General features: G+C 64.6%; 9 protein-coding genes and 2 pseudogenes. 6 read left to right on the top strand and 5 right to left on the bottom strand.

All coding sequences use genetic code 11. The annotated features are described in order from the left end of the window. Positions 1-20: 20 nt before the first annotated feature. Complete coding sequence (locus ABIF91_RS14570; RefSeq protein WP_028180960.1) at positions 21-1,208, top strand: pyridoxal-phosphate-dependent aminotransferase family protein; 1,188 nt, start codon at positions 21-23, stop codon at positions 1,206-1,208. A gap of 174 nt (positions 1,209-1,382) precedes the next feature. Here the strand turns inward: ABIF91_RS14570 and ABIF91_RS14575 are convergent, their stop codons facing one another. Both ABIF91_RS14575 and ABIF91_RS14580 read right to left on the bottom strand, forming a co-directional pair. Then, complete coding sequence (locus tag ABIF91_RS14575; RefSeq protein ID WP_424579214.1) at positions 1,383-2,489, bottom strand: hypothetical protein; 1,107 nt, start codon at positions 2,487-2,489, stop codon at positions 1,383-1,385. Next, on the bottom strand, positions 2,489-3,547 hold the full coding sequence (locus ABIF91_RS14580; protein WP_424579215.1) for an MBOAT family O-acyltransferase: 1,059 nt from the start codon (positions 3,545-3,547) through the stop codon (positions 2,489-2,491). The genes ABIF91_RS14575 and ABIF91_RS14580 overlap by 1 nt, the downstream gene beginning before the upstream one ends. Here ABIF91_RS14580 and ABIF91_RS14585 point away from each other — a divergent pair. After that, positions 3,501-4,566, top strand: a pseudogene (locus ABIF91_RS14585) (IS630-like element ISRj1 family transposase). The gene ABIF91_RS14580 and the pseudogene ABIF91_RS14585 overlap by 47 nt on opposite strands. A 680-nt stretch (positions 4,567-5,246) precedes the next feature. Beyond that, positions 5,247-7,352 (top strand): S9 family peptidase, encoded by a 2,106-nt coding sequence (locus tag ABIF91_RS14590; protein WP_028181004.1) that lies wholly within the window; start codon positions 5,247-5,249, stop codon positions 7,350-7,352. A gap of 196 nt (positions 7,353-7,548) precedes the next feature. Here the strand turns inward: ABIF91_RS14590 and ABIF91_RS14595 are convergent, their stop codons facing one another. Next, positions 7,549-8,268: a ribonuclease activity regulator RraA gene (locus tag ABIF91_RS14595; RefSeq protein WP_424579216.1), complete on the bottom strand. Its 720-nt coding sequence runs from the start codon at positions 8,266-8,268 to the stop codon at positions 7,549-7,551. Between the two features lie 127 nt (positions 8,269-8,395). Then, on the bottom strand, positions 8,396-10,135 hold the full coding sequence (gene araD / locus ABIF91_RS14600) for an L-arabinonate dehydratase (protein ID WP_028181006.1): 1,740 nt from the start codon (positions 10,133-10,135) through the stop codon (positions 8,396-8,398). A 266-nt stretch (positions 10,136-10,401) separates the two neighbouring features. On the opposite strand from araD, the pseudogene ABIF91_RS14605 reads away from it, so the two are divergent. Together ABIF91_RS14605 and ABIF91_RS14610 are read left to right on the top strand one after the other, a co-directional pair. Beyond that, positions 10,402-10,500, top strand: a pseudogene (locus tag ABIF91_RS14605) (response regulator); the annotation flags it as partial. Positions 10,501-10,573: 73 nt separating this feature from the next. Further along, a complete protein-coding gene (locus ABIF91_RS14610; RefSeq protein WP_424579217.1) occupies positions 10,574-14,092 on the top strand; it encodes a PAS domain S-box protein in 3,519 nt (1,172 codons plus the stop codon). Positions 14,093-14,275: 183 nt separating this feature from the next. On the opposite strand, the gene ABIF91_RS14615 is transcribed toward ABIF91_RS14610, so the two are convergent. Continuing rightward, positions 14,276-14,911: a response regulator transcription factor gene (locus tag ABIF91_RS14615; RefSeq protein WP_028181008.1), complete on the bottom strand. Its 636-nt coding sequence runs from the start codon at positions 14,909-14,911 to the stop codon at positions 14,276-14,278. A gap of 149 nt (positions 14,912-15,060) precedes the next feature. On the opposite strand from ABIF91_RS14615, the gene ABIF91_RS14620 reads away from it, so the two are divergent. Continuing rightward, positions 15,061-15,363: a hypothetical protein gene (locus ABIF91_RS14620; RefSeq protein WP_028181009.1), complete on the top strand. Its 303-nt coding sequence runs from the start codon at positions 15,061-15,063 to the stop codon at positions 15,361-15,363. The last annotated feature ends 129 nt before the right edge of the window (positions 15,364-15,492 follow it).

Below are 15,492 nucleotides of genomic sequence, written 5' to 3' on the forward strand. Positions count from 1 at the left end.
ACCAACAAGGACCAACAGCAATGACCGTTCGCGCGGGCCGGGAGTTTCTGGCCATCCCCGGGCCCACCACGATGCCCGACGAGGTGCTGCGGGCGATGCATCGTCCGGCGATCGACATCTACTCCAAGGAGATGCTCGATCTGACCGAGAGCCTGCTCAGCGACATCTCGAAGCTGTTTGCGACCAAGGGCAAGTCCTACATCTACATCGCCAACGGTCACGGCGCCTGGGAAGCGGCGCTGAGCAACGTGCTGTCGCGCGGCGACAAGGTGCTGGTGCTGGAGAGCGGGCGCTTTGCGATCGGCTGGGGCAATGCGGCGGCGCTGATGGGCGCCGAGGTCGAGGTGCTCAAGGGCGACTGGCGCCGCGCGGTGCGGCCGCACGAGGTCGAGGAGCGCCTGCGCCGCGACAAGGAGCACACGATCAAGGCGGTCGTCGTCGTCCAGGTCGACACCGCCTCGGGCGTGCAGAACGACATCGAGGCGATCGGCAAGGCGATCAAGGCGAGCGGTCATCCCGCGCTGTACATGGTCGACACTGTCGCCTCGCTCGGCTGCATGCCGTTCGAGATGGACAAGTGGGGCATCGACGTCGCGATGTCCGGTTCGCAGAAGGGCCTGATGACGCCGCCCGGCCTTGGCTTCGTCGCCGCCAATGCGCGCGCGCTCGAGGTGCACAAGAAGGCCAATATGTCGACGCCCTATTGGAGCTGGAGCGAGCGCGAGGGCACCGAGAATTATCGTAAATATGCCGGCACCGCGCCGGTGCATCTGTTGTTCGCGCTGCGCCGGGCGATCGACCTGCTGCACGAGGAAGGCCTGGAGAACGCCTTCCGCCGCCACAGCCTGCTCGCCGAAGCCGCGCGCCGCGCGGTCGCCGTATGGTCGGAGGGCCAGGTGCTCGGCTTCAACGTGGCCGAAGCGAGCGAGCGGTCCAACACCGTGACCACCGTGACCATGAGCAACGGCCACGACCCGGCCGTGCTGCAACGCTATTGCAAGGAGAAGTGCGGCGTCGTGCTCGGCACCGGAATCGGCGACCTCTCGGGACAGGCCTTCCGCATCGCCCATATGGGCCACGTGAATGCGCCGATGCTGCTCGGCACGCTCGGGGTGATCGAGATCGGCCTGAACGCGCTGAAGATTCCGCACGGCAAGGGCGGGCTCGAGGCGGCGGTTTCGTATCTCGGCGAAGAGGTGGCGGCATAGGCGGAGCCACAAACTCCGCCGTCGTCTCTGCGAACGCAGGGACCCATACCGCGCGATATCGTGATAAGGCGCGGAGCCAGTACCAAAGGCCTTTTCGCTACGTGTCTTCGCCAAACTCCTTCCTGGGGTTATGGGTCCCTGCGTTCGCAGGGACGACAGGTGAATTTGCGGCCGTCACTTCGGCACTCGGTAAGCCTCGACCTGCGCCTTCAGCTCATCCAGCGAAGCGAGCGGCGCCTTCGGATCGAGGCGGTACTCCCCGCTCGCCAGCCACTTCAACACCATGGCGTCCACCACCGGCGAATGGTGGATGACGTCGCTGTAATTATCGAGATCGTGCGTCACCGCCTTGATCGCGCGGAAATCATGCAGGCGCACGTTGGGAAACTGCGTCAGGCGCCGCGCGACATGCGCCGTCAGTTCGGTGACGATCTTCAGCGTCTCGGGCGAGGCATCGCGCATGGCGACGAACTGCAGGATCGAATAGGGCGGGAAGTAGATGTCGAAGGTCACGCCGGGATGTCGCGTGATCAGGCCGACGGCGTCGTGCTCGAAATGCCCGGCCATGGCGTCGTAACCATAGCCCTCGCCGAGGAAGCGGCGGCGAACGGGATCGGTGATGTAGGCGAAGGCGGCAAGCGTCCTGGTCGCGTTGTAGCCGCGCGCGACATCGAAATCTCGCGGCAGCGCGTAGATGTCATCGACATCGGACAGCGCGAACTTGACCGGCAGAAACGGCGCCGCCCGGATCAGCGGCTCCCGCAGCGGCAGCATCGACCGCGCCAGCGCGAACAGGGATTCCTTCGCCATCGCCGCGCTGAACAGATAGGACGCGATGCCCTTGGCCGTTCCGCGATAGAGGTCGACGGAGAGATAGGGATCTGTCTCGATGTCGGCGGCATCGACGAAGATGAAGTCGTCCATCTCCCAGATCACCCGTCTTGCGCCGCGGTCGATCGCCTGCGCCAGCACGAAGGCCTGCTGGCGCGAATTGGAGCCGGTCATCGCCAGCTTGAGCGAATGGACGCCGAGCGCGCGATCGATCTCGCTCTGGCGGAAATGGATCGCGAGCGATGTGCCCATGAAGGCGGTGTCGAACGACTGGCTGCGGATCAGCCCGGCATTCTGCACGCGCGTGTCGTCGGAATAGAAGGCCGCCATGAGGCGCGAGGGGCGAAACAGTTGCAGGGGATCGACGACGAAGGTCAGCGCAGCCGCGTCCAGCGCGCACACGACGCTCGCGAGGAGAAGACGTCTCACATTGGCGAACGGTGCGCGCATCAGAACCGGAAATAGATGAATTCGCTGTGGCTCTGGATGCCCAGAATGCCGAACGCGAGCACCAGCGATGCGCCATAGAGGAACAACGGTCGTATCCGCCCTGCCAGCAAGGCCTCGCCGACCCTGCGGTTGCCGTGATCGTAACCCATGATCGCCTGGGTGTTCGGGGTCAGCCACACCAGCGCCGCGTAGACCGACACCAGCATCAGCGCCGCAATCTCCTCGCGGCCAAGGACGATATCGGCGGGATCGGCCATGGCGCGGAGGAGCCGTAGCGCCCATGCGACGCTCTCGGCGCGGAAGAACACCCAGGCGACGACGACGGCAAGAAACGTCAGAACCGCTCCGACGATGCGGGCCGGGCGCGCCAGCGACGACGGGATATCCGGCACCAGCGCGTTGAAGGCATGATTGAGACAGAGATAGGCGCCGTGCAGCATGCCCCACACCACGAACGTCCAGGCCGCGCCGTGCCAGAGCCCGCCGAGCAGCATCGTGATCATCAGGTTCGCATAGCGCAGCACGCGACCTCTGCGGTTGCCGCCGAGCGGGATGTAGAGATAGTCGCGCAGGAACTGCGACAGCGTCATGTGCCAGCGCCGCCAGAACTCGACAATGCTGGCCGCCTTGTAGGGCGAGTTGAAATTGACCGGCAGGAAGATGCCGAACATTAGCGAGATGCCGATCGCCATGTCGGAATAGCCGGAGAAGTCGAAATAGAGCTGGAAGGTGTAGGCGAGCGCGCCAAGCCAGGCTTGGTCGAAGCTCGGCGAGCGCGTCTCGAAGGCGAGCGCGACCAGCGGCTGGATGCCGTCGGCAAGGCAGGTCTTCTTGAACAGGCCGATGGCGAAGATGATGATTCCGCACAGGATCAGATGCGCGTCCGGGTGCTTCGATTCCTCTCGCTCGACCTGCGGGATCATGTCCTTGTGGTGGAGGATCGGTCCCGCAATCAGATGCGGGAAATAGTACCCACTTTTCTTGGAACGTGAGTCGTGATTCAAGGTCGGGATGATACCCGAAGCAAGAGAAGTCCACCTTTCGAGGAAAGATCGCAAGGTGCTTGAGGCGTGCTGTCGCTCACCGGTGACGTTGCAGCGCGATTTGAAGCGGGCGCGGATAGTTCTGTTGGCGGCGGATGGGCGCAGCACCCGGTCGATCGCCAAGGAAGTTGGGGTCCAGCCGCGGATTGTCAGCCTTTGGCGGCATCGCTATGCCGACCATGGCCTTGAAGGGCTGCAAGACAAGCCGCGGCCTGGCAAGCAGCCGATCTATACGAAGACGACCGACAAGCGGATTCTGAAGCTGCTGGATAAGCCGCCACCGCAAGGGTTTGCGCGCTGGACCGGCCCCCTGCTGGCCGAGGCGCTGGGCGATGTCGATGTCCAATATGTCTGGCGGTTCCTGCGCAGCCACAAGATTGACCTGGTGGCTCGCAAGTCCTGGTGCGAGAGCAACGACCCGAACTTTACGGCCAAAGCCGCCGATGTTGTCGGCCTCTATGTCGCGCCGCCGGCGAAGGCCATTGTGCTGTGCGTGGACGAGAAGCCCTCGATCCAGGCTTTGGAGCGAGCGCAGGGTTATCTGAAGTTGCCCAATGGCCGCGCCTTAACCGGCCAAAGCCACGATTACAAGCGGCATGGCACCACAACATTGTTTGCGGCGCTCGAAGTCGCCACCGGAAAGATCATCGCGACCCATTCAAAACGCCGGCGCCGCGTCGAGTTTCTCGATTTCATGAACAGCGTCACCGCGACTTTTCCAGAACCGCAAGCTTCACGTCATCCTCGACAACCTCAACACCCATAAAAAGAACGAGGACTGGCTCAAGGCCCACCCCAACGTGCAATTTCATTTCACGCCGACAAGTGCGTCATGGCTCAATCAGGTCGAAGTATGGTTTTCCATCTTGCAGGGGCAGTCGCTCAGCGGCACCTCCTTCACGAGCCTCAAGCAGCTTCAGGAACACATCGATGCCTACGTCAACGCATACAACGACAGAGCCGAGCCCTTCGTCTGGACCAAGAAAAAGGTCCGTCAACGCCGTTTCAAAGGCCGCCGTATCACTCAGCTCTGATTCCGGGTAATAGGTCACGAACAGCGTGTAATGCGGCAGCGCATAGGCCGCGACCTGCCCGCGATAGGCATCGACCAGGAACGCGATCTGGGTGAACGTGTAGAAGGAGATGCCGACTGGCAGCAGGATGTGGACCGCAACATGCGTGCCGAGCAGCGCGTTGATGTTCTCAGCGGCAAAGCCGGCATATTTGAAGATGCCGAGCACGAGGAGATCGCCGATGACGCCAAAAGCGAGCGCTGCGCGGCGCTGTGACGCCTTGAGCTCCGCCACGATGAGGAGGTGGCCGACGCCGTAGTTGAACGCGATCGATACCAGCAACAGGGCCAGGAACTGCCAGCTGCCAATCGCATAGAAGGTGATCGAAGCCAGTGCCAGCCAGATCACCGGGGCCAGATTGCTGCGCCGGCCGAGCCAGAAGTAGCCGGCCAGCACGACCGGCAGGAACAGCAGGATGAAGGGATAGGAATTGAACAGCATCTGGCTGGACCGGCGGCGGGGATATCGTCCCTAAAGCATACAAGGGCCCGGTCAACAACCCGGCGGCCTGGCGCAGTCCTTCGCCCGCCGCGCTGGCAATTCGCAGAATCGGGACGATATAAGGGAACGCGGCGAGCCGCTTTCTCCCCCTCTCCCCGCTTGCGGGGGGAGCAGCGACGTCGGACACGAATGAGGATCGAGTGACACAAGCCAAGACGCCTTCGCAGCCCCCCGTCGCCCCGCGCCGGCCGCATTCCTTCACGCGGCACGGCATCACCGTGACCGACGACTATGCCTGGCTGAAAGACGCGAAATGGCAGGAGGTGCTGCGTAACCCTGCGGTGCTCGACCTCGATATCCGCAAATATCTGGACGAAGAGAACGCCTACACCGAGAGCCTGCTCGGCCACACCGCGGGCCTGCAGAAGACGCTGGTGCGCGAGATGCGCGGGCGGATCAAGGAGGACGATTCGAGCGTGCCGTCGCCCGACGGTCCCTTCGCCTATTTCCGCCGGTTTCGCGAGGGCGGGCAGCACGAGCTGTTCGGCCGCATGCCGCGCGATGGCGGCGAGGGCCAGATCGTGCTCGACGGCGACGCGCTCGCCAGGGACCACAAATATTTCAAGTTCGGCGGCAGCCGGCACTCCCACGATCACAGGCTGCAGGCCTGGAGCGCGGACACCAAGGGCTCCGAGTATTTTTCCGTCCGCGTGCGCGACTGGGCGACTGGGGCGGATCTCGACGATCTCGTCGAGGAGACCGATGGCGGCGTGGTCTGGGCCGCGGACTGCAAGAGCTTCTTCTATGTGAAGCTCGACGACAATCACCGTCCGATGCAGGTCTGGCGCCACAGGCTCGGCACCAGGCAGGCCGATGACACGCTGGTCTACGAAGAGCAGGATGCCGGCTGGTTCACCCATCTGCACGAGAGCACCAGCGGCCGCTTCTGCGTGATCGCAGGCGGCGACCACGAGACAAGCGAGCAGCGGCTGATCGATCTCGCCAACCCCGAGGCGCCGCCGCGCCTGGTCGCGGCGCGCGAGGAGGGCGTGCAATATTCACTCGCCGACCGCGGCGACGAGCTGTTCATCCTCACCAATGCCGACGACGCCATCGACTTCAAGATCGTGACCGCGCCGCTTGGCTCGCCCGAGCGCAAGAACTGGCGCGACCTGATCCCGTATCGCCCAGGCATCTACATCATCGACCTCGATCTCTATGCCGGCCATCTGGTGCGGCTGGAGCGCGCCAACGCGCTGCCGTCGATCGTGATCCGCGACCTCGCGACGAAGGAAGAGCACGCCATTGCCTTCGACGAGGCCGCCTATTCGCTCGACACGATGGGCTCCTACGAGTTCGAGACGACGAATCTGCGCTTTGCCTATTCCTCGATGACGACGCCGTCGGAAGTCTATGACTACGACATGGCCCGGCGCACGCGCACCCTGCGCAAGCGCCAGGAGATTCCGTCCGGCCACGATGCCGCCAATTACGTCACCACGCGCATCATGGCGAAGGCGCATGACGGCGCCGAGGTACCGGTCTCGATCCTGCATCGCCGCGGGCTGAAGCTGGACGGCGCGGCGCCGCTGCTGCTCTACGGCTACGGCTCCTACGGCATGGCGATGCCGGCCTCGTTCAACGCCAACCGCCTGTCGCTGGTCGATCGCGGCTTTGTTTACGCCATCGCCCATATCCGCGGGGGCGCCGACAAGGGCTGGGGCTGGTATCTCGACGGCAAGCGAGAGAAGAAGACGAACTCGTTCGACGATTTCGCCGCCAGCGCCCGGGCGCTGATCGATGCGAAATACACCAGCGCAAAGCGCATCGTCGGCCATGGCGGCTCGGCCGGCGGCATGCTGATGGGCGCGGTCGCCAATCGCGCCGGCGAATTATTCGCCGGCATCGTGGCCGAGGTGCCGTTCGTCGACGTGCTCAACACCATGCTCGACGACACGCTGCCGCTGACGCCGCCGGAATGGCCGGAATGGGGCAACCCGATCGAGAGCGAGACGGATTTTCGCACCATCCTGTCCTATTCGCCTTACGACAACGTCGCGGCGAAGGACTATCCGGCGATCCTGGCGATGGGCGGCCTGACCGACCCGCGCGTCACCTATTGGGAGCCCGCCAAATGGATCGCGCGCCTGCGCGCCACCATGACGGGCGGCGGCCCGGTCCTGCTCCGCACCAACATGGGCGCCGGCCACGGCGGCGCGTCGGGACGATTCGACCGGCTTGACGAGGTCGCGATCGTCTATGCGTTCGCGCTGTGGGCGGCCGGAATGGCGGAGGCCGGGGTGTAGCGACACCCACGGCTGTCGTCCCTGCGAAGGCAGGGACCCATACCGCGTGATTTATCGAGGGAGTGCGAGAGCAGTACCGGCGAAGAACTGTTACTGCTGGTCATCGCCAAACCACGCCCTGGGGCTATGGGTCCCGGATCTGCGCTTCGCTTGTCCGGGACGACATCGGAGAATGTCGTGCATTCTTCGGGCCGCACTACCTCCCGTTCTTCTTCCGCCATTCCGCGAAATCGATCAGCGTCTGCGGGTCGGTGGCGGGATAGAGGCCGAAGACGCCGCGGCCCTTGCCGACTTCCTCGGTGACGAAGTCCTCGAACGCGGTCATTTCGAACGTCTCGCTCGCAATCTCGTCCGCGAGATGCGCCGGGATCACGATGACACCGTCGGCATCGCCCAGGATGACGTCGCCGGGAAATACCGGGGCATCGCCGCAGCCGATCGGGACGTTGATCTCGATCGCCTGGTGCAGCGTGAGGTTGGTCGGCGCCGAGGGGCGGTGATGGAAGGCGGGGAAGCCGAGTTTTGCAATTTCAGCGGAATCGCGAAAGCCGCCGTCGGTGACGACGCCGGCGATGCCCCGTTTCATCAATCGCGTCACCAGGATCGCGCCTGCCGATGCCGCGCGCGCGTCCTTGCGGCTGTCCATCACCAGCACAGCGCCCGGAGGGCAATCTTCCACGGCCTTGCGCTGCGGATGCGAACGGTCCTTGAAGACGTCGATCGTGTTGAGATCCTCGCGCGCCGGCATGTAGCGCAGCGTGAAGGCTTCGCCGACCATGGTCGGCTGATCGGGACTTAGGGGATGCACATCCTGGATCATCTGGATGCGCAGGCCGCGCTTGAACAGGGCGGTGGCGACCGTGGCAGTGGAGACGGATTTGAGCTTGTTGCGGGTGGCTTCGGAAAGTTTTGTCATGTCGTTCTCTCTCGTGGCGTCATTCCGGGGCGCGCGTAGCGCGAGCCCGGAATCCATCGGGCGGTATGTACTGCTGCAAGATGGATTCCGGGCTCATCGCTTCGCGATGCCCCGGAATGACGGGACATCAGTAAATCGACGGCTCGCCGATCGGCGCGCCGAAATCGGTCTCGAGGAAATCGAAGTCGCAGCCGTCATTGGCCTGCTTGATGTGCCTGGTGAACATCCAGCCATAGCCGCGCTCGAAGCGGGGCTCGGGCTGCTTCCAGGCGGCGCGGCGCTTTGCGAGCTCGGCCTCGGAGACGTCGAGATTGATGGTGCGCGCGGCGACGTCGAGCGTGATGCGGTCGCCGTTCCGCACCAGCGCCAGCGGACCGCCGATGTAGGATTCCGGCGAAACATGAAGGATGCAGGCGCCATAGCTGGTGCCGCTCATGCGCGCATCCGAGATGCGCACCATGTCGCGCACGCCCTGCTTCACAAGCTTGGTCGGAATCGGCAGCATGCCCCATTCCGGCATGCCCGGCCCGCCCTGCGGCCCCGCATTGCGCAGGATCAGGATGTAGTCCTCGGTGACATCAAGATTGGGATCGTCGACCGCCTTCTTCATCGAGGCATAGTCGTCGAACACCAGCGCCGGTCCCGTATGTTTGAGGAAGCGCGGCGCGCAGGCGCTCGGCTTGATGACGCAGCCGTCGGGCGCGAGATTGCCCTTGAGCACGGCGAGCGCGCCTTCCTTGTAGATGGGATTGTCGATGGAGCGGATCACGTCGGCATTGTGGACCTCGGCGCCCTCGATGTTCTCGCCCAGCGTCTTGCCGGTGACGGTGATGCAGTCGAGATGCAGATGCGGCTTGATCTGGCCCATCAACGCTGGCAGCCCGCCGGCATAGAAGAAGTCCTCCGTCAGATAGGTATCGCCGCTTGGACGGACGTTGGCGATGACGGGCACCTTGCGGCTCGCGGTCTCGAAATCGTCCAGGCCGATGTCCTGGCCGGCACGGCGGGCCTGAGCGATGAGATGGATGATCGCATTGGTGGAGCAGCCCATCGCCATGGCGACCGCGATCGCGTTCTCGAAGGCTTTGCGGGTCTGGATCAGCTTCGGCGTCAGGTCCTCCCACACCATTTCGACGATGCGGCGGCCGCATTCGGAGGCCATGCGGATGTGGTTGGCGTCCGCTGCGGGAATCGAAGAGGCGCCCGGCAACGTCATGCCGATCGCCTCCGCGATCGCGGTCATGGTCGAGGCCGTGCCCATGGTCATGCAGGTGCCGTAGCTGCGGGCGATGCCGGCCTCGATGTCGAGCCAGTCCTTGTCGGAGATTTTTCCGGCGCGGCGCTCGTCCCAATATTTCCAGCCGTCCGAGCCGGAGCCGAGCGTCTTGCCCTTCCAATTGCCGCGCAGCATGGGACCTGCCGGCAGATAGATCGCCGGGATGTTCATCGAGGTCGCCCCCAGCAGCAGCGCCGGCGTGGTCTTGTCGCAGCCGCCCATCAGCACCACGCCGTCGACGGGATGGCTGCGCAGCAATTCCTCGGCGTCCATCGCCAGCAGATTGCGGTAGAGCATCGTGGTCGGCTTCAGCAGCGATTCCGACAGCGACAGCGCCGGCAGCTCCAGCGGCAGGCCGCCGGCCATCAGGATACCGCGCTTGACGTCGTCGACACGCGACTTGAAGTGCATGTGACAGGGCTGCGCGTCCGACCAGGTGTTGAGGATCGCGATGATCGGGCGGTCCTTCCACTCCTCGGGGGCATAGCCCATCTGCATGGCGCGGGAGCGGTGGCCGAACGAGCGCAGATCGTCGGGCGCGAACCAACGCGCGCTGCGAAGCTGGTCGGGCGACTTCTTCTTGTTGGTCATTTTATTCCTTGTCCGTCCGAAGGATTGGCCCTGCTCTTCTCACAGGCCCTCCATGCCCGGCAAGGCGCTGGGCGGGCAGAGGGCGAACCTCTGCTATGCACTCAGGCGGGCATACGGACGGTGCGGCGCAATAAATCGGCGGACTCAGGCCGGAGGAGCTCCGAAGTGCTTGCCGGCAGACGAGAATCCGCGCAACAATTTCATGTTTTTGATGGCTTTGATTATGGTCGCCGGGGACTTCCCCACTGACCCGGAGGATTTCAGACGTGGCCAACATCCTGATCGTGGGGGACGATCCGGCCTTGGAGATCACCATCCGGCTGCTGGAACGCGGTGGTCCTCACGTGACGGCCGCCGGCGATGGTTGCAGATGACCAGGACACCTCCTCTGCTCCGGGCCGGAACAGGCACGATACGGCAAGCCCGGCGAAAACCCCCATGAGACTGGCAACGACGCTGGCAACGCGGCTGGCCATCGCGATGATCCTGCTGGTGGCGGTGACCGTGGCCGCAGTCGGGTGGTTGGGCTATCGCAACACCACACAGGCCGTCATTCCGCGGGTCCTGGAACGGGTTGAAGCCCAGTCACGCCTGCTCGCGACCAATCTCGAATCCTACGTTGCCGGCGTGCGCGGCGATATGGTCGGCTACCGCGCCGCAGCGGCAATCAACGGCCTCATCCGCGCTCACACCGGTGGAGGAACCGACCCCATCGATGGCGTCTCGGAGCAAACCTGGCGCGAGCGTATCGCGACGCGGCTCGCGGCCGAGATCGACGCCAAGCCCATCTATGGGCAGTTCCGGATCATCGGTGTCGACAACAACCAGCGCGAACTGGTCCGCGTCGACCGCTCCGGACCGGGCGGAACGGCACGGATCGCCCCGGACGGCGAGCTGGAGCGCAAGGGCGACCGAACCTACTTCAAGGAAACCATGCGGCTCGGGCCCGGCGAGGTTTTACGTGTCCCCGTCGATCTCGCCACCCGCCACGGCGGAACCACGGCCGCTCACGCTCCGACTTTGCGGGTCGCGATGCCTTTGTTTGCATCCGACGGCAAGCCGTTCGGCCTCATCGTCGCCAATGTCGACATGCGTCCGGCACTCGAGCGCGTCCGCTCCATCATGACCTCGGGAGGGGAGATCTACGTCGTGAATTCGCGCGGCGATTATCTCATCCATCCCGATCGCACGCGGGAATTCGGCGCATTGCACGACCGTGCCAACGACTGGCGCAAGGATTTTCCATATTTCGCCGCCTTGGCCGGCACGCTTGAAGTATCCACGCGGCTCATACCGGATGGATCCGGCCGGCCGAGCGGCGCGGCCATCGCGCCGGCGCTGCTCGCGGGCCAGGAATGGGTCGCAATCATCGAGACGATTCCGGCGCCTGTGTTCGGCCTCGTGCCCGGAGCCATCCAGAGAACCTCCTTGCTCGTCGGCGTGCTGGCCGTCCTCGCAGCGGCCTCGCTCGCAGTGCTGCTGGCGCGTTCGCTGACACGCCCGATCGGGCGCCTCACCGCGGCGGTGCAGGCCATCGGCAGCGGACGTCCAGCGGAGATTCCCGTCGACGCCGGCGGCGAGACCGGCGTGCTGGCGCGGGCCTTTGCCCGGATGGTCGAGGAGACGCGTGCGAAAACGGCCGCTCTGGAGCGCGAGATCGAGGAGCATCGCCGTACCGAGGCTGCGCGAAGCCATCACGCGGCGCGCGAGAGGCTGTTCAGCGCCGCGGTGGAATCGTCCGACGATGCGATCGTGATGCAGACGCTCGACGCGGTCATCACGGGCTGGAATCCGGCCGCCGAACGTCTTTACGGCTACTCGGCGGATGAGGCGATCGGCAAGTCCACGTCGATCATCGTCCCGCCCGACCGTCGCGCGCACGGCAAGGACTATCTGCAGCGGATCGCGCGGGGCGAGCCGATCGAACGGTTCGAGACCGTGCGCCTGCGCAAGGACGGCACGCCGGTCGAAATTTCGCTCAGCCTCTCGCCGATCAGGGGGCCATCCGGCCAGATCGTCGGCGTCTCCGGGAGCGCGAGCAGCCTGACCGAGGCGCGGCGCGCCGAGCGGGTGCTGCAGCACCAGCTCGAGGAGCGGCGACAGATCTTCGAGACATCGCAGGACCTGATCATGATCATGGATGCGCGGGGCCATATCGCGCAGATCAGCCCGAGCACTGAGGCCATTCTCGGCTACCGGCCCGACGAGATGATCGGCCGCAGCGGCGCCGATTTCATTCATCCCGATCATCTCGAGACGTCGCGCGCCGAGATGCGCGCCTTGCGGCGCGGGGAGCGTCCAAAACTCGCCGACACCCGCTGCTTCCACAAGAACGGCCACGAGGTCTGGCTGTCCTGGCTCGGTAACTGGTCCGAGCCGGCGCATCGCTTCTTCTTTGTCGGACGCGACATGACCGAAGCGCGGCTCGCGCAAGAATCGCTCCGCGAGAGCGAGCGGCTTGCCCGCAACATCGTCGAGACCTCGCTCGACGCTTTCGTCCAGACCGACGAGACCGGCAGCATCCTGAACTGGAACTCGCGGGCCGAACAGCTGTTCGGCTGGCGCCGCGACGAGGTGCTCGGCAAGAGCACCATCGATCTGATCGTCGCCGAGAGCGAGCGCGAGAGCGTCAGGGCGGGGCTGAAGCGTTTCCTCGCGGACGAGAACGTCACGACGCTGAACCGCCGCCGCGAGCTCATGTGCCGCCGCCGCGACGGCAGGGAATTCATGGCCGAGCTGAGCGTCACCGCCCTGAAGCGCCGCGAGGGCCTGTTGTTCAACGTCTTCTACCGCGACCTCACCGACAAGATCGCCGCTGAGGAGCGCATCCGTCACGCCGAGAAGATGGAGGCTGTCGGCCAACTGACCGGCGGCGTCGCGCATGACTTCAACAACATTCTGACCGTCATCACCGGGACGATCGAGATTCTCGCGGAAGCGGTCGAGAAGGAGCCGCAACTCGCGGCCATCACCAGGATGATCGACGAGGCTGCGGCGCGCGGCGCCGAGCTGACCCAGCACCTGCTCGCCTTCGCACGCAAGCAGCCGCTGCAACCGCCCGAGATCGACGTCAATTCGCTGGTCATCGACACCGCGAAATTGCTGCGGCCGACGCTGGGCGAGCAGATCCAGATCGAATCGGTGTTCGAGGACGAGAACTGCGTCGCGATCGTCGATCCCAACCAGCTCACCACCGCGATCCTCAACCTCGCGCTCAATGCTCGTGACGCCATGCCCGGAGGCGGCAAGCTGATCCTGGAGACGGGCGCCGCCTATCTCGACGAAGCCTATGCCAGCGCCAACGATGTGCCGCCGGGGCATTACGTGCTGATCGCCGTGAGCGACACCGGCACCGGCATCCCCGCAGGCATGCTGACCAGGGTGTTCGACCCGTTCTTCACCTCGAAGGGACCTGGCAAGGGCACCGGCCTCGGGCTTTCGATGGTCTACGGCTTCATCAAGCAGTCCGCAGGTCACATCAAGATCTACAGCGAGGAGGGCCACGGCACCACGATCAAGATGTACCTGCCGCCCGGCAAGACGCCGGCAGCGGCTGGCGAAGGCGTGACGCCGGCGACGATCGAGGGCGGACACGAGACGATCCTCGTGGTCGAGGACGACCGGCTGGTGCGGGACTACGTGCTGGCGCAACTGCATTCGCTGGGTTACGTCACCTTGCAGGCTGCGAACGCCGCGGAGGCGCTCGCGATCGTCGCCAGCGGAAAGCCGTTTGACCTTCTGTTCACCGACGTCATCATGCCCGGCAAGATGAACGGACGGCAACTTGCCGACGAACTGATGAAGACGCGCCCGGATCTCAAGGTGGTCTACACGTCAGGCTATACCGAGAACGCGATCATCCATCACGGCCGGCTGGATTCGGGTGTTCTCCTGCTGGCAAAGCCCTATCGCAAATCGGACCTGGCGCGGATCATCCGCAAGGCGCTGAGCGCTTGAGGCGCGTCTGGTGTCCCGGACGAGACGCAGCGTGCCAGAAGCGCGTTCACGCGCGTCTTCGTCGCGCTATGGCAGCGACGCAGAGCCGCGACCCAGAACTGTCCGCGGTGAAGTTGGAAAGATGGGCCCCGGCTCCGCAGCACATCATTGCATGATGCGCTGCGTCCGGGGCACGAGACCGTTCTACGACGCGCGCTGGGCCGCAGTCATCACGATGCGGATCAGATCGGCGGCATTGCGTGCGCCGAGCTTCTTCATGATGTTGGCGCGATGGTCCTCGATCGTGCGCGGGCTGATGCCGAGCGTGCGTCCGGCTTCCTTGTTGGATGCACCGGAGGCGAACTGCTCCAGCACCTCGCGCTCCCTGCGCGTCAACGGCTCGCGTCCGGGGAAATGCAGCGAGCCGAACTTCGGCGCTGCATTCTGCGCCTGCCTGCGCGCATAGGCGCCGATCGCCTCATCGAGCCGGCCGACGATCTCGCTGCCGCGGAACGGCTTCTCGATGAAGTCGAGGGCGCCGCTCTTGATCGCGCCGACCGCCATCGCGATGTCGCCCTGACCGGAGATCATGAAGATCGGCGCCGGATAGTCCTCGCCCTGCAACTCCTTCAGGATGTCGAGACCCGACTTTCCGGGAATATGCACGTCGAGCAGAATCGCAGCCGGTGTGCGGCTTCGCGCGACCGAGAGCAGTGCGGCACCGTCCGCAAAACAGATCACGTCATAGCCCGCCGCCTTCAACACCATCGACAAGGTGTCGCGAACGGCAGGGTCGTCGTCCACCACGAAGATTTCACCGCGAGAGCTTTGTTCGGCCATGTGCCACATCCGGCTGGCATGAAGGACTCGCGTCCGCGCCAACCCTTATGGCGCTCGGCGCGGATTCGGCCCACCCGTATTTGTACGGGACATGGACTTAACGCACAAGTAGCGGCAGGGTGCCTAATTGCGGGACACGGAGATTATCCATGCTAAATTTCGCCGGCACGGCCCCGCTTGTCGCGACGTCTGCAACTGACAGCCGCCAGTTGATCGCAGCCGATCTTCGCTCTCTGATCGTGCGCATCGACATCAGTCTGCGCCTGATCGACGCAGTCATGGCGGAAGAAGACGCGGCAGGGCACGTGAGCGCTGTCGCGGGTTCCAATGAGATTTTCGTGCTCGACGACGTCACGCCCCGTTACGCCGCCGCGGGCGCCGCGCTCATTGCCTGCCGGGCGGGGCTCGACCGCGCCCTGCAGCAATTGTCGGAATCCGGCAAGCCGGCCTGAGCCGCAATCAGCGCGGCGGAGCCGCCGCAGCCGCTTGCATGGCAGCTCCGCGCGTTCCAGCGCGATGCGATCAGGATGAATCCTCACCGCGCTTTAGGTTGTTGTTTAAGCATGATCTTTTCGGAACCG

The sequence above is a fragment of the Bradyrhizobium sp. USDA 241 genome (assembly GCF_049739505.1).
Classification (GTDB): Bacteria; Pseudomonadota; Alphaproteobacteria; order Rhizobiales; family Xanthobacteraceae; genus Bradyrhizobium; species Bradyrhizobium liaoningense.

Coding starts and splice junctions, on each gene's coding strand:
- ABIF91_RS14575 (WP_424579214.1), bottom strand. CDS start 2,489: ATGCGCGCACCGTTCGCCAATGTGAGACGTCTTCTCCTCGCGAGCGTC.
- ABIF91_RS14620 (WP_028181009.1), top strand. CDS start 15,061: ATGCTAAATTTCGCCGGCACGGCCCCGCTTGTCGCGACGTCTGCAACT.
- ABIF91_RS14570 (WP_028180960.1), top strand. CDS start 21: ATGACCGTTCGCGCGGGCCGGGAGTTTCTGGCCATCCCCGGGCCCACC.
- ABIF91_RS14615 (WP_028181008.1), bottom strand. CDS start 14,911: ATGGCCGAACAAAGCTCTCGCGGTGAAATCTTCGTGGTGGACGACGAC.
- ABIF91_RS14610 (WP_424579217.1), top strand. CDS start 10,574: ATGAGACTGGCAACGACGCTGGCAACGCGGCTGGCCATCGCGATGATC.
- ABIF91_RS14595 (WP_424579216.1), bottom strand. CDS start 8,268: ATGACAAAACTTTCCGAAGCCACCCGCAACAAGCTCAAATCCGTCTCC.
- araD (WP_028181006.1), bottom strand. CDS start 10,135: ATGACCAACAAGAAGAAGTCGCCCGACCAGCTTCGCAGCGCGCGTTGG.